This window comes from Catelliglobosispora koreensis DSM 44566, from assembly GCF_000379685.1.
GTDB classification, from domain to species: Bacteria; Actinomycetota; Actinomycetes; order Mycobacteriales; family Micromonosporaceae; genus Catelliglobosispora; species Catelliglobosispora koreensis.
On sequence record NZ_KB903255.1, the window covers coordinates 142,887 to 164,595 of the forward strand.

General features: G+C 65.0%; 19 protein-coding genes and 2 pseudogenes. 19 read left to right on the forward strand and 2 right to left on the reverse strand.

Annotated features, from left to right (window positions below; all coding sequences use genetic code 11):
- The first annotated feature begins 5 nt into the window (after positions 1 to 5).
- The 18 genes and pseudogenes from murD to A3E1_RS40640 all read left to right on the forward strand — a co-directional run.
- On the forward strand, positions 6 to 1,337 hold the full coding sequence (murD, locus tag A3E1_RS0116575; RefSeq protein ID WP_020521913.1) for a UDP-N-acetylmuramoyl-L-alanine--D-glutamate ligase: 1,332 nt from the start codon (positions 6 to 8) through the stop codon (positions 1,335 to 1,337).
- A 44-nt stretch (positions 1,338 to 1,381) separates the two neighbouring features.
- Complete coding sequence (locus A3E1_RS40630) at positions 1,382 to 2,653, forward strand: FtsW/RodA/SpoVE family cell cycle protein (RefSeq protein ID WP_083929525.1); 1,272 nt, start codon at positions 1,382 to 1,384, stop codon at positions 2,651 to 2,653.
- Positions 2,650 to 3,810: an undecaprenyldiphospho-muramoylpentapeptide beta-N-acetylglucosaminyltransferase gene (gene murG, locus A3E1_RS0116585; protein ID WP_020521915.1), complete on the forward strand. Its 1,161-nt coding sequence runs from the start codon at positions 2,650 to 2,652 to the stop codon at positions 3,808 to 3,810. Before A3E1_RS40630 ends, murG begins: the two co-directional genes overlap by 4 nt.
- Before the next feature lie 25 nt (positions 3,811 to 3,835).
- Entirely contained in the window at positions 3,836 to 5,287 is a 1,452-nt protein-coding gene (gene murC / locus A3E1_RS0116590; protein WP_040391003.1) for a UDP-N-acetylmuramate--L-alanine ligase, read from the forward strand.
- A gap of 108 nt (positions 5,288 to 5,395) precedes the next feature.
- Complete coding sequence (locus tag A3E1_RS0116595) at positions 5,396 to 6,082, forward strand: cell division protein FtsQ/DivIB (RefSeq protein WP_157631561.1); 687 nt, start codon at positions 5,396 to 5,398, stop codon at positions 6,080 to 6,082.
- 110 nt (positions 6,083 to 6,192) lie between these two features.
- The gene (gene ftsZ / locus A3E1_RS0116600; RefSeq protein WP_020521918.1) at positions 6,193 to 7,302 is read left to right on the forward strand and encodes a cell division protein FtsZ; all 1,110 of its coding nucleotides are present in this window, start codon (positions 6,193 to 6,195) and stop codon (positions 7,300 to 7,302) included.
- A 16-nt stretch (positions 7,303 to 7,318) separates the two neighbouring features.
- On the forward strand, positions 7,319 to 8,047 hold the full coding sequence (locus A3E1_RS0116605; RefSeq protein ID WP_407637373.1) for a YggS family pyridoxal phosphate-dependent enzyme: 729 nt from the start codon (positions 7,319 to 7,321) through the stop codon (positions 8,045 to 8,047).
- Positions 8,048 to 8,160: 113 nt separating this feature from the next.
- Positions 8,161 to 8,913 (forward strand): cell division protein SepF, encoded by a 753-nt coding sequence (locus A3E1_RS0116610; protein WP_020521920.1) that lies wholly within the window; start codon positions 8,161 to 8,163, stop codon positions 8,911 to 8,913.
- 24 nt (positions 8,914 to 8,937) lie between these two features.
- Positions 8,938 to 9,231 carry a YggT family protein gene (locus tag A3E1_RS0116615; RefSeq protein WP_020521921.1) on the forward strand — a complete coding sequence of 98 codons (294 nt, stop codon included), beginning with the start codon at positions 8,938 to 8,940 and terminating at the stop codon, positions 9,229 to 9,231.
- 57 nt (positions 9,232 to 9,288) lie between these two features.
- The gene (locus A3E1_RS0116620) at positions 9,289 to 10,056 is read left to right on the forward strand and encodes a DivIVA domain-containing protein (protein WP_020521922.1); all 768 of its coding nucleotides are present in this window, start codon (positions 9,289 to 9,291) and stop codon (positions 10,054 to 10,056) included.
- Positions 10,057 to 10,163: 107 nt separating this feature from the next.
- Positions 10,164 to 10,775 carry a hypothetical protein gene (locus A3E1_RS0116625; protein ID WP_026208513.1) on the forward strand — a complete coding sequence of 204 codons (612 nt, stop codon included), beginning with the start codon at positions 10,164 to 10,166 and terminating at the stop codon, positions 10,773 to 10,775.
- A gap of 23 nt (positions 10,776 to 10,798) precedes the next feature.
- Positions 10,799 to 11,098, forward strand: coding sequence for a DUF167 domain-containing protein (locus A3E1_RS0116630; protein WP_020521924.1), 300 nt, complete (start codon positions 10,799 to 10,801; stop codon positions 11,096 to 11,098).
- Positions 11,095 to 12,597 carry a potassium/proton antiporter gene (locus tag A3E1_RS0116635; protein ID WP_020521925.1) on the forward strand — a complete coding sequence of 501 codons (1,503 nt, stop codon included), beginning with the start codon at positions 11,095 to 11,097 and terminating at the stop codon, positions 12,595 to 12,597. The genes A3E1_RS0116630 and A3E1_RS0116635 overlap by 4 nt, the downstream gene beginning before the upstream one ends.
- A gap of 301 nt (positions 12,598 to 12,898) precedes the next feature.
- A complete protein-coding gene (locus A3E1_RS0116640; protein WP_020521926.1) occupies positions 12,899 to 13,321 on the forward strand; it encodes a TraR/DksA family transcriptional regulator in 423 nt (140 codons plus the stop codon).
- 9 nt (positions 13,322 to 13,330) lie between these two features.
- On the forward strand, positions 13,331 to 13,888 hold the full coding sequence (gene lspA / locus A3E1_RS0116645; protein WP_020521927.1) for a signal peptidase II: 558 nt from the start codon (positions 13,331 to 13,333) through the stop codon (positions 13,886 to 13,888).
- Complete coding sequence (locus tag A3E1_RS0116650; RefSeq protein ID WP_020521928.1) at positions 13,888 to 14,814, forward strand: RluA family pseudouridine synthase; 927 nt, start codon at positions 13,888 to 13,890, stop codon at positions 14,812 to 14,814. Before lspA ends, A3E1_RS0116650 begins: the two co-directional genes overlap by 1 nt.
- Complete coding sequence (locus A3E1_RS40635) at positions 14,811 to 15,746, forward strand: hypothetical protein (protein ID WP_020521929.1); 936 nt, start codon at positions 14,811 to 14,813, stop codon at positions 15,744 to 15,746. Before A3E1_RS0116650 ends, A3E1_RS40635 begins: the two co-directional genes overlap by 4 nt.
- A 101-nt stretch (positions 15,747 to 15,847) precedes the next feature.
- A pseudogene (locus tag A3E1_RS40640) lies at positions 15,848 to 16,774 on the forward strand (MinD/ParA family ATP-binding protein); the annotation flags it as partial.
- Here A3E1_RS40640 and dnaE read toward each other — a convergent pair.
- On the reverse strand, positions 16,775 to 20,323 hold the full coding sequence (dnaE, locus tag A3E1_RS0116665) for a DNA polymerase III subunit alpha (RefSeq protein ID WP_020521931.1): 3,549 nt from the start codon (positions 20,321 to 20,323) through the stop codon (positions 16,775 to 16,777).
- Between dnaE and A3E1_RS49170 the strand changes: the two are divergent.
- Positions 20,300 to 20,863 (forward strand): annotated as a pseudogene (locus A3E1_RS49170) (DUF2567 domain-containing protein); the annotation flags it as partial. The gene dnaE and the pseudogene A3E1_RS49170 overlap by 24 nt on opposite strands.
- Positions 20,864 to 20,924: 61 nt before the next feature.
- Here the strand turns inward: A3E1_RS49170 and A3E1_RS46135 are convergent.
- Positions 20,925 to 21,608: an LON peptidase substrate-binding domain-containing protein gene (locus tag A3E1_RS46135; RefSeq protein ID WP_026208514.1), complete on the reverse strand. Its 684-nt coding sequence runs from the start codon at positions 21,606 to 21,608 to the stop codon at positions 20,925 to 20,927.
- Positions 21,609 to 21,709: the final 101 nt, after the last annotated feature.

Sequence of the window (21,709 nt, forward strand, 5' to 3'; positions counted from 1 at the left end):
ACCTGATGAAATACCTCGTTCTTGGGGCACGGGTCGCCGGGGCGGCGAGCGCACTGGCGTTGCACCGCCTCGGCCACGAAGTGATCGTGACCGACCGGCAGAGCGCCGATCCGGCACTGGAAGCCGCTGGAATCGAGGTCATCATCGGCGAGCCTGATCCGGCCATGCTGCTGTCCGGAGTGGACGAAGTCGTCGTGGCGCCCGGCATTCCACCGTCGCATCCGGTGCCTGTCGAAGCCATTGCCCGCGGGCTTGATGTCTACAGCGAACCGGAGCTGGCCTGGCGCCTGCGCGGCGAGGACGCCCCGGTTTGGCTTGCTATCACGGGGACCAACGGCAAGACGACGACCACGACCATGCTGGCGTCGATGCTCAAGGCCGCCGGTTTGCGGACCGCCGCACTTGGCAACATTGGCCTGCCACTGGTCGACGCGCAAAGCGGGTTTGACGTCATCGCCGTTGAGCTATCAAGCTTTCAGCTGCATTGGTCGTCCACACTCGCGCCGCAGGCCGGGGCCATCCTGAACTTCGCCGACGATCACCTCGACTGGCACGGGGACTTCGACAAGTACACGCTGGCCAAGACCGCTGTCTGGCGCGGCGGTGTCGCCATTGGCAACATCGACGACCCTCTGGTGGAAAAGGCCCTCGCCCAGGTGCCGGCCCACCGCAAGATTGGATTCACCTTGGGGGTACCACCGAAGGGCTGCCTCGGGGTCGTGGAAGACCTTCTGGTCGACCGCACGGCTGACGGTGAAGCGATCGAGTTCGGTGCCGTGGAGATGGTCAAGCCGTCCGGTTTCCACAACGTCGCCAACGCGCTGGCCGCTGCCGCGCTCGCGCGCAGCGCTGGCGTCAGTCACGAGGCGATCCGCAAGGGCATCGAGGGCTACGTCCCGGAACCGCACCGGAATGCTTTTGTGGCAACGGTTAACGGTGTGTCCTATGTGGACGATAGCAAGGCGACGAACCCGCATGCCGCGCTCGCTTCACTGGCCAGCTACGAAAACATCGTCTGGGTGGCGGGCGGTCAGCTCAAGGGTGTGGACATCAGCGATCTGGTCGCCCGCATCGCTTCCCGGCTGCGCGGCGCCGTCGTTCTCGGCGCCGACCGCGCCGAAGTGATCGCCGCACTCGCCCGACACGCGGTCAGCCTCCCCGTGGTTGAGGTGTCGCGAACCGATGATGGAGCCATGGGGGAGGTAGTGACTGCCGCTGCCGCGTTGGCCCAGCCCGGTGACACCGTGTTGCTGGCACCCGCGGCCGCGTCGCTCGACATGTACACCAGCTATTCGCATCGCGGGGACGCGTTCGCCACGGCGGTCAGACGACTGTGAGTGCGACAGCGGACAAGCAGCAAGGTGAACGCCGCGATCCGCTGATGTGGCTGGCGGTCCTTCGTGGACTACTCGACCGCCCTCTCGCCTCTTACTACCTGCTGCTGTCCAGCGCTGGCCTGCTGCTCGTCATCGGGCTGGCCATGGTGTTCTCGGCGACGAGTGTCGAGGCCTATATCGACGGCGGCAACGCTTATGCCACCACGATGCAGCAGGCCGCCGCCGCGTTGGTGGGCCTGGCCGCGTTCTGGGTGTGCCACCGGCTGCCCCGGCGCACGTTCCGTGCGCTCGCGCCAACGCTCGTCATCATCACGCTGATCCTTCTGCTCATCATGGACGGCCTGGCCCTCACGGACAGCAAGCAGATTGGGCCGATCCGCTCCGAGACGCTGTGGCTCTACTTTGGACCGGTTCAGCTGCAGCCGTCAGAGCTAGCGAAGTTCGCCCTGGTGCTCTGGGGAGCTGACGTCTTGACCCGCAAGGGCGACCGGATCGTGCACTGGCGCGAGCTGCTGATGCCGCTGTTCCCAGCCGTGGGCCTGCTGTTCATCCTCGTCGGGTACACCGACCTGGGCTCCATGCTGTGCCTGATCATTTTGTTCATCGGCCTCCTGTGGGCGGCCGGCGTCCCGATGCGCTTCTTCGGCGTCATGCTCGGGGTCGGCTTGCTCGGCATCGCGGCGCTCATCGTCGCCCCGGGTAAAGGCGGTTACCGCCTCGAACGGTTCGGCTCGTTCTTCCAGTCCGACGCCGAGATCATCGGCTGCAAGGGTGAAGTCACCTGTCACCAGGCCAAACAGGGCTTGCTCGCGATCGCTGACGGCGGCTGGTTCGGTGTCGGCCTCGGCAAAGGCGTCGCCAAGTGGGGCGGGCTGCCCAGCGCGCACAACGACTTCATCTTCGCGGTGATCGCTGAGGAACTCGGCGTCGTCGGATGCCTTGTGGTGCTTACGCTTTTCGCTGTGCTTGCCTACAGTGGCCTGCGCATCGCCCGTCGCGTGGGCGACCCGTTCCGCCGCATGGCCGCTTGCGCCGTGACGCTGTGGCTCGCTGGCCAAGCGCTGATCAACATCGGCGGGGTGGTCAAGGTCCTGCCGATCACCGGCCTTCCACTGCCGTTCATTTCTGACGGCGGGACCGCGCTGGTCGTGACCTTGGCGGCGGTCGGCATGCTCGCGTCCTTCGCGCGCGCCGAGCCTCAGGCGGCCGCGGCCCTGCACGCCCGGCCACCGGCGAAGTGGGTGCAGCTAGTGTGGGCACCGTTGCCACCGCTTCCCTCTCAGCGGCAGAAGGCACAGGAAGGAGCCAAGTTATGAGCGTCTCGGCGAATGGCCCGGCGGATTGGCGGCAGGCTACTCGGGCACCGATAAGCTCTGTCGTCTTGGCTGGAGGCGGCACCGGCGGGCACATCTATCCGCTGCTCGCCTTCGCCGACTGCCTGCGCCGGCACGATCCGGGCATCCGGATCACCTGTCTGGGCACCCCGCGCGGGCTGGAGACCGATCTCATCCCGGCCGCTGGCTACGACCTGCGGCACATCCCCGCCTATCAGCTGCCCCGCTCGATCAACATGAACCTGCTGCGCACCCCTGACCGGATGCTGCGCTCCGCGCGGGCGGCTGGCGCGATCATGGACGAGGTGCAGGCCGAAGTGGTCGTGGGCTTCGGCGGCTACGTGTCGGTGCCGGCCTACCTCGCCGCCTGGCGCAAGAAGATCCCGATCGTCATCCACGAGGTGAACGTGCCGCCGGGGGTCGCGAACAAGCTCGGCATGCGCTTCACCAAGAACGTCGCGGCCGGCTTCCCGCATCAGCCCATCCAGTCGGCTGCCCTGCGCAAGGCCACCGTCGTTGGCGTCCCGTTGCGGCCAGCGATCGCCCACCTTGACCGCCACGCCTGGCGGGAACGGGCCCGGGCGCACTTCGGGCTGGAGCCACACCGGCCGACCCTGCTCGTTTTCGGGGCGTCGCAAGGTGCCCGCTCGATCAACCTCGCGATGGCCGGTTCGGCCAAAGCGCTGACCGCGGCCGGGGTCCAGGTCCTGCACGTGATCGGCGCCCGCAACGAAGACATCGATCTGCCGGTCCATCTGGACGCGCCGTATGTTCGGCTGAAGTTCATCAATGAGATGGAATTGGCTTACGCCGCCGCCGACTTGACTTTGTGCCGTGGTGGGGCGATGACCTGCGCCGAGACCGCCGCCGTTGGCATGCCCGCGGTTTATGTCCCGCTGCCGTATGGCAACGGCGAACAGCGGCGCAATGCCCTTCCGGTCGTTGAGGCTGGTGGAGGTCTCATCGTGGATGACGCCGAGCTGACGCCACAATGGATCGAACAGCACGTGCTGCCGCTGGTCACCGACCGGGCCAGGCTGGCATCGATGAGCACCGCGGCCGCGGCCTATGGCCGTCGCGACGGTGATGAGGAACTTCGCCGGTTCGTCCTGAACGCGGTCTCACAGCAGCAGAGTTGAGGAGGAAGCCGTGGAGACGGCGGAAATGATCCCCGCGGGGGTGCTCGCGGCAGAGGACCTGGGGCGGGTCCACCTGATCGGTGTCGGTGGGGTGGGCATGTCCGGGATCGCCCGTCTGCTGCTGACCCGCGGTGTTCCGGTGTCCGGTTCCGAGCTTCGGGAATGGCCTTCGCTCGCCGGGCTGCGTGCCCTGGGCGGCACCATCTACATGCAGCACACAGAGTCCAATCTGGACGGTGTGGACACCGTCGTCTACTCCACCGCGATCCCCGCTGACCACCTGGAGATGGCGGAAGCCCGCCGTCGCGGCCTGCGCATCCTGCACCGGTCCGAGGCACTGGCTGCCGCGATGACAGGGCGGCGCACCATCGCCATCGCCGGCACGCACGGCAAGACCACCACGACGTCGATGCTGACGCTCATCTTGCAGCACGCCGGAATGTCACCGTCCTTTGTGATCGGTGGCGAGCTGTCCGAGGTCGGCTCCAACGCCCACCACGGCAGCGGCGAATACTTCGTGGCCGAGGCCGACGAGAGCGACCGCACGATGCTGCTCTACCGGCCGCACGTGGCGATCATCACCAACGTCGAGGCCGATCACCTCAACACCTATGGCGATCTCGCCGGGCTCGAAGACGCGTTCGTCGAGTTTGGAACGCTGACCGACTCCGATGGCTTCGTCGTCACCTGTGCTGACGATCCAGGCGTGCAAGCGGTTGCCGAGCGGCTGCGCGCGGCGGGCAAGACCGTCTACACCTATGGCGAAAGCCCCGACGCTGATCTGCGCCTGACCGAAGTTCACTCCAACGCCACCGGCGTACGCTATCTGGCTACTTTGGACGGTGAACCGCTCGGCGAGTTCTCGTTGCCGGTGCCCGGGCGTCACCTGGGCCTGAACTCAGCCGCGGCCGTGCTCACGGCGCTGCGGCTCGGCCTCGACCCGGAGGTCATCGCCGCGGGGCTGGCCGTGCACCCAGGAGTGCGGCGCCGCTTTGAGCTCAAGGGCATCATCGGCGGCGTGCGCGTCTACGACGAGTACGCGTATCACCCGACGTCGATCACGAAGGCGCTGGAGACGTTGCGGGAAGTCGCGGGCGACGGGCGGCTGCTCGTGGTGTTCCAGCCGTACCGGGTCTACCGCACCCGGGAGATGCAGGCGGAGCTGGCAGAAGCACTCTCGCTGGCCGATGAGGTCATCGTGATGGAGGTCTTCGGGCCGGGTGAGGTCCGTGAGCCGGGCGAAGGTGGTGTCGCCCTCGCGGCGACGATCGACCTGCCGCCACGGCAGAAGATCTTTGTCGCGTCGTGGGAGGACGTTCCCGGTGAGGTCGCCGGGCGAGTCCACGAAGGCGACGTCGTCGTCACGATGGGAGCCCCGCCCATTTCCCTTATGGGCGAGGAGCTGATTGAGGCGCTGACCGAGCGGGCCGCGAACCCGGGCGGCTATGCCCCACGGCACGCTGTCGGCGCGGAGTAATCGCCTGTGGCGGGGGAAGACAGCGACGGACGCGAGCCGAACCCGGCGCGCCGGTGGCGGCTCGTGCGGGCGGGGACCGATGCGATTCCACGGTCCCTGCGGCGGGTCATGTCACAGAAAGTCCAGTCCCGCTTAGGAAACGTCCCGTGGATCCCGGTCGGTGCCGTGCTGCTGTCGATCGGTTTCGTGGCCTGGCTGGTGCTTTTCGCTCCGGTGTTCGTGGTGCGCACGATCCAGGTCGACGGCGTAGTCATTCTCACTGACGTCGACGTGAAGCAGGCTGTGGCGTTCGCTGACGGGCGCCCACTGGCCAGAGTGGACACCGATGAGGTCGCGCAAAAGGTTGCCACACTGGCGCCTGTGCAGGCCGTAAAGGTAACCCGGGAGCTACCGTCCACTTTGCATATCGTGATCCAGGAACGGACCGCCGTCGCGGGTGTCAAGCGGGATAACCTGTTTCACCTCTTCGACAGCAACGCTGTCATCTTCCGGACCGCGGAATCGCTTCCGGGCGGGCTGGTAGAGGTCAAACTTCCCGACACAGGGCCACTTGACCGGGCCATGAAGGCCGCGGCCAGGGTCGTCGAAGCGCTCACGCCAGAACTTCGCTCCGAATTGGTGCGACTCGAAATCTCTGGTCCGGCGGGGATTCTGCTGGTGCTGAAGAAAGATCGTATGGTTACCTGGGGCGACGCGGAGGAAAGCGACAAGAAGGCGAAGGTCGCGACGGCTCTGCTGACCCGCAAAGAAAAGCAGATCGACGTCAGCGTGCCGGCCATCGTCACCATCCAGTGACAGGACACGCCGCAACGGTCCTTGGATCACGCCGCGCCGGCACCTACGTTTTCCTTGCAGCTCAGTAGTTGACATAGCACTAAGGCTCTAGTAGAGGTTGAGGGTTTGCGATGACACCACCGCACAATTACCTCGCCGTCATCAAGGTCGTCGGTATCGGCGGTGGCGGCGTCAACGCGGTCAACCGCATGATCGAGGTTGGCCTTAAAGGCGTGGAGTTCATCGCGATCAACACGGACGCGCAGGCGCTCCTGATGAGCGATGCCGATGTGAAGCTCGACGTTGGCCGGGAGCTGACCCGGGGTCTGGGCGCTGGCGCCAACCCTGATGTCGGCAAGAACGCGGCCGAGGATCACCGCGATGAGATCGAAGAGGTGTTGCGCGGGGCCGACATGGTCTTCGTGACATGCGGTGAAGGCGGTGGCACAGGCACCGGTGGAGCCCCGGTGGTGGCCAACATCGCCCGCAAGCTCGGCGCCCTGACCATCGGTGTGGTCACGCGGCCGTTCTCCTTTGAGGGCAAGCGCCGTCAGGTGCAGGCGGAGTCAGGCATCGAGGAGCTGCGCAACCAGTGCGACACGCTCATCGTCATCCCGAACGACCGGCTGCTGGCGCTCGGCGACCGCGGCATCACGATGATGGACGCGTTCCGTCAGGCCGACCAGGTGCTGCTGTCCGGTGTGCAGGGCATCACGGACCTCATCACGACACCGGGTCTGATCAATTTGGACTTCGCTGACGTGAAGAGCGTCATGAGCGGTGCCGGCAGCGCACTGATGGGCATCGGCAGCGCCCGCGGCGACAACCGCGCGGTCGAAGCCGCGGAGCGGGCGATCTCCAGCCCGCTGCTGGAGCAGAGCATGGACGGGGCACGCGGGGTGCTGCTGTCCATCGCGGGCGGATCCGACCTGGGCCTGTTCGAAATCAACGACGCGGCCCAGCTCGTCACCGACGCCGCGCACGCTGACGCGAACATCATCTTCGGCGCGGTGATTGACGACGCCCTCGGCGACGAGGTGCGCGTGACCGTCATCGCGGCCGGATTCGACGGTGGCACACCGTCTTACAAGCCAGCAGAGCTGCGCCGCCCGGTTCCGCCGGTCGAGCCGCCGACCCTGCGCAACCCGGCTCCCACCAGCGCACCGCCCGCACAAGGCGGTCAGCGCAAGGTTCTCTTCGACGACGTCGACGTTCCCGACTTCCTTAAGAACGGGTCCTAGTTCTTAAGGAAGCGAAATTACAGTCTCAAAAATGGGTCTTGAGAAAGAACGGCGCGACGAAATCGCGGCAAATCTGGTCGCGGTGCGGCAACGCATCGCGACCGCTTGCGCTGCGGCTGGCCGTGATCCGTCGGAGATCACGCTTATCGCGGTCACCAAGACGTATCCAGCCTCGGATGTGCTTCATCTCATGGAACTTGGCCTCACCGATGTAGGCGAGAACCGCGATCAGGAGGCGGCGCCTAAGGCGGCCGAGGTCGCGGCCGCTGGAGGCAAGGTCAGCTGGCACTTCATCGGGCAGTTGCAACGCAACAAGGCGCGTTCCGTGGTGACGTATGCCGACATGGTCCACTCCGTGGACAGCATGAAGCTGGCGTCCACCTTGGACGGCCACGCGCGGGCTTTACGGAGTACACCCTTGCAGGTGTTGATCCAGGTGAGTCTGGACAAGGACCCGCAGCGCGGGGGAGTGCCCCCGGCGGACCTCGCGGAACTGGCCCGAAGCGTCGAGAGCATGCCAGGTTTGAAGCTTCGTGGCCTGATGGCCATTGCCCCTCTTGGCGAACCGCCGAAACTGGCTTTCGCCCGGCTCGCCCAGTACAGCACACTGTTCCAGGCGGAACATCCTAATGCGACAATCGTGTCCGCTGGAATGAGCGACGATTTGGACGCGGCTATTGCTTTTGGCGCGACACATGTGCGTATAGGCAGCGCGTTGCTCGGAAAGCGTGCCGCGCTGCGATAGCCTGGCGGCGGGCACCGAATTACATGGGTGTGGTTACCGGTTTTGGTGTCCACGCGCGACAGAGCGGCACATGGCGGGGGTCAATGCCGCACGGCGGACGGAGGGGCGCGGCAATGGGCGCACTACGGAAGGCGGGGGTCTGGCTCGGGCTGGTCGAAGATGAAGACGACCTCGAGTACGACGACTCCGCTGAAGCCTATGACCGGCCGCATTCGCGTTACCGGGCGAGCGGTGCTGAGCAGGTTCGCAATTCGCGTCGCGACCGTTACGAAGATGACTTTGAAGACGACGACGAGGTAGACGACATCGCCCCGGTGACCCGGGCGCGGCAGACCGGCCGTGGCCGTCTTGGCCTTACCGAAGACCGCGAGATCACCGTGCCGCGCACGCCGTCGCGACTGGACGGCCGCGTCGATGGTGGCATTGAGTCCCGGCTCGAGCAGGCCCGCACCGAGCGGTCGACAGTCCGGCCGATCACCCGGCCCGTTGCGACATCGGCCCCGTCGGCTCCTCCGGCACGGGAGAATCTTGCTCTTGCCCCGCAGCCGGTGCAGCGAAACGCTCCTGCCGCCGAGGTCACCGACAGCAGGCCACAGATCACTACCCTGCATCCCACGACGTACAACGAGGCACGGCAAATCGGGGAGCGGTTCCGTGACGGTTCGCCGGTCATCATGAACCTCACGGAAATGGACGAGGCAGACGCGAAGCGTTTGGTTGACTTTGCCGCGGGACTTGCGTTCGGGTTGCGCGGTACGATCGAGCGCGTTACGAACAGGGTATTCCTGCTTTCGCCGGCCAACGTCCAGGTCACCGCGGAAGACAAGGCGAAGATCGCTGAGGGCAGGTTCCTGAACCACAGTTAGCCCTAGCGAGGGACCGCCACTGTCGTGTACTCGATTTCGCTACAGCTGGTCTACCTAGCGCTGGAAGTTTTTCTTCTGACGCTGATAGCCCGGTTCATTATGAGCTTTGTGCTGACAAGAGGACGCCGCTGGCGACCCGCCCGCGGTGCTGCCGCCACGCTCGAAGTCGTGTGGAGCGTCACTGATCCACCCTTGAAAGCGTTGAGGCGTGTGATCCCACCGTTGCGACTTGGTACCGTGAGCTTCGACCTGTCCTCCATATTGTTAATCCTGATCTTGTTTGTGCTGCAGTGGATCGTTGGGCGCCTGATCACGTAGTGACCCCCACTACGGGCTGAGGCCTCAACGCGGCCGTGACTGACCCGAGGAGTTTCGATGCCGCTCACCCCGGCCGACGTTCATAACGTGGCCTTTAAGAAGCCCCCGATTGGCAAACGGGGCTACGACGAGGAGGAGGTCGACGCCTTCCTTGACGAGGTTGAGCGCGAACTCGCCCGTCTGATCGAAGAGAACTCCGAGCTGCGCATGCAGGTCGAGCGGGGCGGCGGCCGCGTCGTTCCAGCCGGCCCTGGCGGCCCGGATCCGCGTCTCGCCGCGGAGCTCAACGAATTGAAGGCGCAGCTCGACCGGGTGCAGCGGGACAAGGTCTCGACCGAGCAGGCCGCTCGCGCCATGCAAGCGGAGCTCGAGCAGCTTCGCGGTGGCGTCGCCGGCGGCCCGATCACGGGTCCAGATGGTGAGCAGCAGGCGCTGCGGGTGCTGATGATGGCACAGCGGACCGCTGACGATCACGTTTCGGACGCGCGCCGCGAGGCCGACAAGGTTCTTGGTGAAGCCCGCTCCAAGGCCGAAGAGGTCACGCGCGACGCGCGGGCCAAGGCCGAAGCGCTAGAGCGTGACGCGCGCCAGCGCCACCAAGAGGCGATTTCTGGCCTCGACGCCAAGCGCACCGCGCTTCAGCAGCACATTGACACGCTTAAGCAGTTCGAACGGGAGTACCGGACCCGGCTCAAGGCCTACCTGGAGAGCCAGTTGCGCGACCTGGAAGGCCGTGGCCAAACCCTCGAAGCCGAGATCGGCCGCGAGGGTGCGGGCGGAGGCGGTCTGGCCGCAGCCGCGACCGGCGCCTACAACGGGCGTTAATAACCCGGAAGACCCTGCCGCTCGTCCCCCCTCAGCGCATCGCGGGCGGCAGGAACGTAGTCACCTTTATTGATGACACCTGGATGCCGATGTGGCGGGGGTGAGCTGTGATTGTTGCTAGTCTCGTGCTCATCCTCGGCGCCGTCGTGCTGCTTATTCTGGGGCTATTGAACGGATCCAGCGGTTTGCTGGTGGGTTCGATTGGCACCAGCCTTCTGGCCGCTGTCGCCCTTGTGGTTGGCGTGCGCCAGGCAGGAGCCGCGCGTGCCGCGGCCGGCCTCGATGATGAAGACGAGGACGAGCAGTTTGACGGTGACGAGGGTGACGAGTGGGCCCACCGGCCGGTGCGCCAGGAGGCGCGGGCCACGGTCCCACCAGTTTCCAGCTGGGACGACGAACCTGCTGCGCCTGCCGGCCTTTCTGTGCCGGCTCAGGCTCTGCATGAGCGTCCGATCCAGGACGACTTCGACGATGAGGATCCGCCGGATGAGCCGGTGGCCCAGCGGGTGACCGCGGCTGACGCCGCAAGGGTCGCCCGGATGGGATCCGAGGTGCTGGTCATTGATGGCCGGCCTCGATATCACGTACCAGGATGCGTGCATTTGCTCGGCCGCCCTTACGAGCCGTTGCCCGTGTCCGAAGCAGTTGATCTCGGATTTAGCCCTTGCGGGCTGTGCGAACCGGACAGCGCCCTGCTCGCCGACGCACGACGGGTCTGATCAACTGTCTGCCACAATGAGGAATGCCTCCAGGACGCTCTGCGATTGTCGCGATCCGGGTTAAGCCCGGTGCGTCGCGGACCCGTGCTGGGGGAAGTTATGACGGGCCACATGGCCCGGCCTTGATCGTTGCGGTGCAAGCGCCCGCAGTCGACGGCCGGGCCACGGAGGCCGCCCGGCGGGCGCTCGCCTCAGCCCTGGACATTCCCGCCGCTCGTGTGTCGCTGAAGACCGGTGCGGCCGCGCGGGACAAACTCTTCGTCATCTCCGATCCACCGTCCGATCTGGACAGTCGCGTGGCACGGCTACGGGACGAGTCATGAGCGCCTTCAGCGATGTGACACTTCTGTTCGCGATGCTCGTGCTGCTGTTTTCCGTGGCGGCCGTGCGCTGGTCGACCCGGATCGGGGTGCCGACACTGCTGGTGTATCTCGCCATCGGTGTCCTATTAGGAGAGTCCTTCATCGGTGTCGAGTTCAGCGACGCCGAATTGACCCGCCAGCTTGGCTTCCTGGCTCTCGTGCTCATCATCGCCGAGGGTGGGCTGGGCGAGCGGTGGAGCCGGATGCGTACAGTGCTGCCGTCATCGGTCGCCTTGGCCACGGCGGGCGTGCTCGTGAGCGTGGGTGTTGTCGCGGTCTTCACGCACTACGCGCTCGGGCAAGACTGGCAGACCTCATTGCTTATGGGTGCCGTCATCTCCTCCACGGACGCGGCCGCCGTCTTCTCCGTCTTCCGCCGTCTTTCGATCCGGCCGAAGATCAAGTCAGTCCTTGAGTCTGAGTCCGGCATGAACGATCCGACCGCCGCGCTGCTCGTCATCCTGTTCTCCAGCACCCCTGACACCCAGGGCCCGTGGTGGTCCGTGGTGCTCCTGCTCATTTACGAGCTGGTCGCCGGTCTGCTCATTGGTGTGTTCACTGGCGTCATGGGCATGGCCCTGCTCAAGCGGGCGGCACTTCCCGCCGCGGGTCTTTACCCGCTCGCGGTTGTGGCGTTGATGATCCTCGCGTACTCGGGCGGAGTCGTCGCCCACGCATCAGGGTTTATGGCGGTCTATGTCTGCGCGGTCATCCTCGGCAACGCCCGCCTGCCGCACCGCCAGGCGATCGTGGGTTTCGCCGACGGCGTGGCCTGGCTTGCCCAAATTGGACTGTTCGTCATGCTCGGCCTGCTCGTGTCCCCGCCCGGGCTGCCCGGCGTGCTGATTCCGGCCCTACTTATTGGCGCCGCCCTGACCTTCATCGCCCGCCCGGTTTCCGTCGCCGTCTCGCTGGCTCCCTTTAAGTGGACCGTCCGCGAGAAGTTGTTCTTATCGTGGGCAGGCCTGCGCGGCGCGGTCCCGATCGTTTTCGCGACTATTCCGCTCGCTGGACGGGTAACTAATGCGCCATGGCTGTTCAACGTGGTCTTCGTGCTAGTGATCGTCTTTACGCTGGTTCAGGCGAGCACGTTGCCAGCCGCGGCCAAGCTCCTCGGGGTCAGCGCGCCGAACGAGCCAACGGAGGTCCGGGTCGAGATCGCGCCGCTGGAGCGGATGCGTGCCGACATGCTGCAGCTCGACATCCGCGAGGGCTCACAGCTGGCCGGGGTGCACCTCGACGAACTGCGCCTGCCGGTCGGTGCCGTGGTCACGATGGTGCTGCGAGATGGGTCCGGTTTTGTGCCGGTACGAGACACTCGTCTCATCGCGGGCGACAGCTTGCTGATCGTTGCGACAGAGGATGTCCGGGACGAAACGGAGCGCCGATTGCGGGCCGTCAGCCGTCGTGGCCGCCTAGCCCGGTGGTTCGGAGAAGAAGGTGCCGAGTTAAACAATTAGGTGATATGTTCGTTTTGCCCATTACTGGGCGTAATTTGCACACCAATTAAAACGGACCGAGCGTGGCAGGTTTGTGGAGCGTTCATACGTTCCGTATTCTTGCCACCCTACTTACGTGTGCGCGGCGAGAGCCGCGCACGGCGTTTTGCATGTGGGGGATGCCATGGTAGAGCGGACAGCCGGAAGCAAGAGCGCAACGAAGCACCAAGCTCCACTGAAGACTTCAGCAAAGAAGTCCATCGCCTCTGGCGAGCAAGACTTACGAGCGGCACCACCACCTACGTCAAAAGCTGGAGCCACGATGGTCAAACCTGCCGAATCGAAGCCCGCGACGAAGACCGCGGCGGCGAAGAAGGGCTCCCGCAGCGCGGCTGAGACCGAGAAGATCCGGCAAGCGCTCACCTCTCGCCGTGACGAGCTGCAAGAGGAATACGACCAGACGTTGGCAGAGCTCGCTGAGTTGCAGCGCGATCGGCTCACCGACTCCGCCGGTGATGACCAGGCGGACACCGGCACCAAGACCTTCGAGCGCGAACAGGAAATTACGCTGGCCAACGGCATCCTTGAGCGCATCACCCAGGTGGAGCGGGCATTGGAACGTCTCGATGAGGGAAGCTATGGCTGGTGCGAGCGGTGTGGCAACCCCATCCCGGTCGAGCGGCTGGCGGCCTTCCCGTCGGCGACCCTATGTGTGTCGTGCAAGCAACTTGAGGAGCGTCGCTGAGCCGTGGTGATGGAGATCCAGGAGAAAGAAGAGCACGAAACCGGCAAGGTACGCCCGGCCGGGCGTGCTCTGGCGTTGTTCGCCGCTGTTTGCGGCCTAGCGATTCTGCTGGATCAGGTCACTAAGGAGATCGCGACCAAGACGCTTGATCCCTATGAGCCGGTCAAGCTGCTCGGCGGGGCGCTTTACCTGTCGCTGACCCGCAACTCCGGTGCGGCCTTCAGCATGTTCAAGGACTCCACCTTTATCTTCCCGATCATCGGCCTGGCCGTGACCGCCTGGATTTTGTGGATGACCCGGACCCTGCGCTCGATTCCGTGGGCGATTGGCCTGGCGCTTGTGCTCGGCGGGGCGTTGGGCAACCTGATCGACCGGCTGTTTCGGGCGCCGTCTCCGTTCCACGGGCACGTGGTCGACTTCTTCAGCCTGTTCGATCCGCACGGCCAGGTGTTTCCGATCTTCAACGTCGCCGACATGGCACTGACGTTTGGGGTCATTCTGCTCGTCCTCCTCGAACTCACTGGACGGCAGCGTGACGGGAGCCGGCTGTCCAAAAAGGACAAGTGATGCCGGATAGGCGGTCCCTTCCGGTTCCGGATGGGCTGGACGGGATGCGTCTTGACCAGGCGGTCTCACGGTTGTTCGGCTTGTCCCGGACCGCCGCGGCGACGCTGGTCGAGGCAGGCGACGCTCAGCTTGACGGTGTGACGCGGGGCAAATCTGACAAGGTCACGGCCGGTGGCTGGCTTGAGGTCACTCTGCCCTCGCCGCCTTCGGAGCCTGCCGTCGTGGTGGAAACCGTTGAGGGCCTTCACGTCATCTACAGCGATGACGACATCGTCGTGGTGGACAAACCCGTTGGCGTGGCGGCACATCCGAGCCCGGGCTGGACCGGCCCGACCGTCCTAGGTGGACTGGCCGGGATGGGGCACACCATCGCCACCAGCGGAGCGGCCGAACGTCAGGGCATCGTGCACCGCCTCGACGTGGGCACCACTGGTGTCATGGTTGTGGCGAAAAGCGAGTACGCCTACAGCGTGCTGAAGCGAGCGTTCAAGGCACGCGAGGTCGACAAGCGCTATCACGCCGTGGTGCAGGGACAGCTGGATCCATTGCGGGGCACCATCGACGCTCCCATCGACCGGCATCCGACCCATGACTACCGCTTCGCGGTGATGTCGGGCGGCAAGCCGAGCATCACGCACTACGACACGCTTGAAGCTTTCCCGGCTGCCAGCCTGGTTGATGTCAAGCTGGAGACTGGGCGCACCCATCAGATCCGGGTGCACTTTTCCGCCGTTAGGCATCCGTGCGTGGGTGACCTGACCTATGGGGCCGATCCCACGTTAGCGGCCCGCCTGGGGTTGCAGCGGCAGTGGCTGCACGCCCGGCAATTGTCCTTTTCGCATCCGGCTACAGGTGACGAGGTGACGTTCGTCAGCGACTACCCGCCGGATCTCGCGCACGCACTAGAGGTATTGCAACAGGCATGACATCAGGCAGGCTCCTGCGTCATCTGGACCGGGCCATCATCCCGGCCCTCGCTCAGTTCTTCACTCGCGTTGGCGGGCGTCCTGGGCGCATCAAATTCCTTACCGCGGCTGGGCTCATAGCCTCCGCTGGCGTCATCGTGACGGCTGTTCTCGCGACACATGAGAAGGCCAAGCCCCGCCCCGGCGAGGGTCCGGCCGGGACAGTGGTCCACGTCGGTGTGGCGCAAGGACAATCGATCCCGGGTTACGTGGCGACCAGCCGTACCGAGCTGGAGTCCCTGGTCGAGCAGGCACCGAAGGCATCGCCAGAGGTGTATGCGCTGGTGAGTCTCAAGGGTTACCTCGCGCCGGACCGGCTGACGCCCGTGCTTGGCGGGGTCGCCGTGGCCGAGGTTTACGCCCGTGCCCCCAACGGCCAGTCGCAGATCGTCAAGATTCCGGCGTTCCGCATCCCGGAGGACGTGGTGTCGGGCATGCGACAGCTGGCTGACCGCAAGGAAGCCGAGGCGGATTCGTTTCGTGAGCTTGCCGCCAAGCTGAGCGAAACCGACTCCGCCGAGGGCCAGTTGCGCGATAGTTACCTGGCTGGTGCCGCCGCCGCGATGGCTGAAGCGGCTGCTTACCGCAGCGGATGCACCTGTGTTTACGCGGCTGTCGTGCGAGCGGTTCCGGTCGCCCTGGACCAGATCGCGAGCCGGCCGGAAGTGCGGGCGGTCGATCCCGCGCCCGAGGTGCAACGACTGGACCAGGCTGTATTCCTGGCGCCGTTGCCGGAGCAGCCGGTCACGCCGGTCTCACCGACACCGGTTCAGCCATCGACCCCGCCTGTGCCCTCGCCCACAGCGTCGCCACCGGCACCGAGCCCGACTCCCTCCCCGTCCGTGTCATCACCGGCTCCCACACCGACACGCAGTATCGAACCGCTTCGTTGAGTCCGTAACGGGGCGCGAAACAGGGGTATGCCTGGGCCGCCAGTTACACATAGGGTGGTGCGGCAGCAACGGAAATGAGGGGTGGGAGGGCGCAGACGGTGGAGCGTGGCTGGCAACAAGAGCCGACGCCCCGTTGGCGGGTGCTGCTTGACCGCGCCCGCGTGGCCCCAGCGTCACCCGGTGCCGTGCCCGGCCAGATCGAGTGGCGGGCCGCCGCGCCGCAGTCCGATGCCGACCGTGAGCTGTCCGTCCTGCGTCAGCAGTTGCCCCGGCCGAGGATCATCGCGTTCGCCAACCCCAAGGGTGGCGTGCACAAGACCACGGCGACGGTCTTGGCGGCGGCCACGATCGGCAACGCTCGCGGCCGTGGCGTGATCGCTTGGGACGACAACGAATTGCGGGGCACCCTCGGCCTTCGAGCCGGCAGTGCCAGGCATGCCCGCACGATCCGGCACCTGCTGGCTGATCTCATCGAGATTGAAAGCATCCCGATGCCCGAGCTGGCTGACCGGGTTGATGACTATCTTCGGCACGCCTCAGACGGCACCTATGACGTGCTGGCGGGCGAGGAGAACCCGCGGTTCGCTCAGCGTCTTGACCAGCACACGGTGCGACGGGTGCTCGATCTGCTCTGCCGCACCCACGATGTGGTGTGTGTCGACACCGGCAACAATGTCGAAAGCCCCAACTGGCAAACCGTCTTGCGGGCCTGCGATCAGCTCGTGATCACCACCGTGCCCCGGGAAGACGCCGCTTTCACCGCTGACTGGATGATCGACCTGTTGCACGAGATCGGCTTGGGCGAGCTGGCCAACAATGCCGTCACCCTGCTGTCGTGTGCCACGCCTGGCCCGTCGCAGATGCTCGACGACCTGCGCAAGCATTTCGCCACGCGGACCCGCAGTGTCGTGACCGTCCCGTTTGACCCGTCCCTGGAGACGGGTTCTTCCATCGACTATGCCGCGCTGCAACCGATGACCAAGCGCGCCTGGCTCACCGCCGCGACCGCGATGATGGAGCAGTCCTAGCTATTTGCCGAAGTTGACCGAGCCGGCGCCGAGCAGTGCCTTGAGGTCACCGAGCAACGCTGTGCTCGCGTCAACCCGTTGTGGCCCAAGGCGGTAAGTCGTCGCCTTAGCCCCGGCGAGCAGCTTGAGGTGCACTTCGCAGGCACCCGGGTGAGCGTTGATGACGTCGCTGAGTTTGCTGACGATTGGCGGCGTGCACCGGGTGGCCTGAAGCGTGACGACGATCGGCGCGCCACCGTCGGTGGCGCTGGCCGTGCTGATGTCGGGCAGGGACATGTCCATCGCCATGACCCGCGCCTGATCGTCGCGGCGGTCGATCCGCCCTTTCACGACCACGATCGCGTCTTCGGCGATGTATTGCCCGACGAGTTCATAGGTGTTGGGGAAGAACAGCACCTCCACCGCGCCATCGAGGTCTTCGAGCGTGGCTGAGGCCCAGGCCTTGCCCTGCTTGGTAATCCGGCGCTGCACTCCCGAGAGAATGCCGGCGAGGTTGGCGACCTGACCGTCAGCGACGGTGCCTTCTTCGTTGAGCGCGGCGATCGAGAAGTCGGCGGCGTTGGCCAGCACGCGCTCGAGACCGAACAACGGGTGGTCGGAAACGTAGAGCCCGAGCATTTCACGCTCAAACACGAGCAGATCCGTCTTTTCCCACTCACTGTCCGGAATGGACGGAGTCACGATCATGCTGGGCGCGTCATCGGTCGTGCCAAAGACGTCGGAGAACAGGTCGAACTGGCCTTCGGCTTCTTTGCGCTTCTGGCTCAGGAACGAATCGATGGCGTCGGCGTGCACCGCGAGCAGGCCCTTGCGCGTGTGGCCAAGGGAGTCGAAGGCACCGGCTTTGATCATCGACTCGATCGTGCGCTTGTTACACGCGACCGCGTCAACCTTGCGCAGGAAGTCGTAGAAGTCGGTGAAGGCACCGTGTTCCTTGCGGGCGCGGACAATCGCGTCAACCACGTTGACGCCGACGTTGCGCACGGCCGCCATGCCGAAGCGGATGTCATCGCCGACGGCGGAGAACCGGGCACGGGAAGCGTTGACATCTGGCGGCAGCACCTTGATGCCCATGCGGCGGCATTCGGCCAGGTACACCGCTGACTTGTCTTTGTCATCACCGACGGAGGTGAGCAGCGCGGCCATGTATTCGGCCGGGTAGTTGGCCTTGAGATAAGCCGTCCAGAACGACACCAGCCCATAACCGGCGGTGTGCGCCTTGTTGAAGGCGTAGTCGGAGAAGGGAACCAGGATGTCCCACAGCGTTTTGATCGCCGCGTCGGAATACCCGTTGGCGCGCATGCCATCGGAGAACGGAATGTATTCCTTGTCGAGGATTTCCTTCTTCTTCTTACCCATGGCGCGACGGAGCAAGTCGGCGGCGCCGAGGGTGTATCCGGCGAGCTTCTGCGCGATCGCCATAACCTGCTCCTGATACACGATCAGGCCGTAGGTGTCGCCGAGGATCTCCGACAGTGGCTCTTCGAGCTCTTTATGAATGGGGACAACGGGTTTGCGGCCGTTCTTACGGTCGGCATAATCGTTGTGCGCGTTGGCACCCATGGGCCCGGGGCGATACAGCGCGAGCACCGCGGAGATGTCCTCGAACCCGTCCGGGATCATGGAGCGCAGCAGCGACCGCATCGGCCCGCCGTCGAGCTGGAACACCCCGAGCGTGTCACCGCGGGCTAGCAGCTCGTAGGTCGGTTTGTCTTCCAGCGCAAGGTCTTCCAGGACGATGTCGATGCCGCGGTTGGCCTTGATGCCTTCCAGGCAGTCGTCCATGACGGTCAGGTTGCGCAGGCCCAGGAAGTCCATCTTGAGCAGGCCGATGTTTTCACACGCGCCCATGTCCCACTGGGTGATGATGGCGCCGTCCTGATCGCGCCGCCAGATCGGCAGCACGTCAACGAGCGGTTCACCCGACAGGATGACGCCAGCCGCGTGCACACCGACCTGGCGCTTAAGGCCTTCTAGACCTTTGGCCGTGTCGACGACCTTGCGAACATCCTGATCGGACTCATAGAGCGAGCGGAACTCGACGGCCTCGGAGTAGCGCGGGTGCTTCTCGTCGAAGATGCCTGACAGCGGAACATCTTTACCCATCACCGGTGGCGGCATCGCCTTGGTGATCTTGTCACCGACCGCGAACGGATAGCCCAGCACACGGGCCGCGTCCTTGACGGCAGCCTTGGCCTTGATCGTGCCGTAGGTGATGATCTGCGCGACGCGTTCCTCGCCCCAGCGTTCAGTGGCGTAGCGGATCATGTCACCACGCCGGCGCTCGTCAAAGTCCATATCGATATCGGGCATGGACACGCGGTCCGGGTTGAGGAACCGCTCGAAGAGCAGGCCATGCGACATCGGGTCGAGCTCGGTGATGCGCAGCGCGTAGGCGATCAGGGCACCGGCGGCCGATCCACGCCCAGGGCCCACCCTGATGCCTTCGCGGCGGGCATAGGCACACAGGTCGGCGGTCACGAGGAAGTAACCCGGGAAGCCCATCTTGCAGATGACGTCGAGCTCGTAATCGGCCTGCTTCAGGCGGTCGTCTGGTACCCCCTGAGGGAATCTTTCTTTAAGACCGCGGTGGACTTCCTCGCGCAGCCACGTCTCTTCCGTGTAGCCCTCGGGCACCGGGAACGAGGGCATCAGGTTGCGGGAGGCGAAGACTTCCTTGTAATCACCGATGCGCTCAGCGATCAGCAGCGTGTTGTCGCACGCGTCAGCGACCTCGTCATCCCAGAGCTTGCGCATCTCTTCGGGTGACTTGAGATAGAAGTCGCGCGCGTCGAACTTGAACCGCTTGGGATCAGCCAGAGTCGATCCACTTTGGACGCACAGCAGCACCTCGTGCGCGTCGGCGTCTTCTGGATAGGTGTAGTGCAAGTCGTTGGTGGCAATGGCTTTGAGCCCCAAGCGCTTGCCGAGCGCGATGAGGTCCTTGCGGATCACATTCTCAATGTTGAGGCCGTGGTCCATCAGCTCCAGGAAGAAGTTGTCCTTGCCGAAGATGTCCTGGAACTCGGCGGCCGACTCGCACGCCTTCTCAAAGTTGCCGATGCGCAGCCACGTGTGGATCTCGCCGGACGGGCAGCCCGTGGTCGCGATGATGCCCTTGCCATAGCGGTTAAGCAGCTCGCGGTCGGCCCTTGGCTTGAAGTAATAGCCCTCAAGCGAGGCGTAAGACTGCATGCGGAACAGGTTGCGCAGCCCGTCAGCGTTTTCGGCGAGCATCGTCATGTGGGTGTAGGCGCCACCACCGGAGACATCGTTTTCACCGCCATCGGCCCAGCGGACACGCGACTTCTCGAAACGCGAGGTGTTGGGCGTGACGTAGGACTCGACGCCGATGATCGGCTTAACACCCGCTCCGGTCGCCTGCTTGTAAAAGTCATAGGCGCCATACATATTGCCGTGGTCGGTCATCGCCAGCGCGGGCATGCCTAAGCGGGCGGTCTCCGAAAACAGAGACTTGAGCCGTGCGGCACCGTCCAGCATGGAGTATTCGGTGTGGACGTGGAGATGAACAAACGACCGATCCGGCACTCTGGCAGCCTACTTGAGCCGTCTGACAGAACAGATGAGAGGATCAGCCCCGTGCGGAAGATCGAGGAGCTGGGCTGGGCCGGCGGGGTGGCCGCCGTTGTCGCGGTGCTGGGGTTTGGCCTGGGCTGGCTCTGGTACGTGATCGCGCCGCCACTGCCTGTGCGCAAAGTCGAGGGTGGCTACACCTACACCGAACCAGACCCTGAGCAGCCCATTGCCGGGGACGGCTGGTTCGCGATCCTCGCGATGGCGTTCGGGATTCTGCTCACGATCGTCGTTTGGGCGATTCTGCGCAAAGCTCGCGGTCCGCTTCAGTTGACCGGGCTGGTGCTCGGCGCGCTGGCGGCGGGAGTGATAGCCATCAAACTCGGCGAATCGCTGGAGAAGGCGAAATATGACGCCGCGATGAAGGCCGCCGCCATCGAGCAGGTGGTCGATAGCCCCGCGAAGATCACCGTCGTCAAGCGTTTCCACGGCTGGCCCTATGCCGGCATCGTCTATCTTCCGGCCCTTGGCTCCGCGCTGAGCTATGCCGTCCTCGCGGGCTGGTCCCGCTGGCCCGGGTTGCGGCCCGAGCCAGAAGAAGATGACGACGAGGAGTTCAGTTCGTCGATGGCTTGGGACCCAGCTGATCCAGAGACGCCGGAACCGCCCGTACCTCGCGCAGAAGAGCCGTCTCCCGGGTCAGGAACTTCAGCTCGGACCGAAGACGGCTCGCCGGATCAGCCGCGCTGAGCAGCGATTGACGGTCAGCTATGGACAGCATGGACGTGGCCGCCACGAGGTGCGAGAGCACGACCGGGTCTTCTGGAAGATCATCCGCTAGGCCACCGCGGACCAGCTCGGCATAGGTGGTGTAGGCCGCGCGCACCTGTGGGGCCAGAGCGTTCGCGAGCGCGTCTGGCGCTGGTTCAGGCAGCCATTCGACGCCCGCGACGGGGTAAGGATGCGGGGTTTCCAGGAAGCCCGTGATGCGAAACCGCCGGTCGCCAACGGTCACGAGGTCGAAGCGCCCGTCGGAGTGCTCGGTGATCTGCCTGACCTGGGCGACGCAGCCAACCTCGTGGACGACGACCTCGGTGGCCGCGATGCCTGATTCGGGCGGAGGCAGAACCTCCAGGCCCTTGTCGATCGCGACGACCCCGAACTCGCGGGGCGTCCCGTCAGGCAAGTCGCGCAGGTGCCGGACCAGCGACCGCCAGCGGTCCTCGAAGATGTGCAGCGGCAGCACCAAACCGGGGAAAAGCACTGTCCCCAGGGGAAAGAGTGGAAGGGTGCCGGTCACAAAGGAAGCGTACTGTCCCAGTGCCTGGGCTCCAGGCCCGGCGCCCAACAGACGCGAACTAGACTTGTCCTTCTTGTCCGCGGCGGCCTCGTGATGCGAGC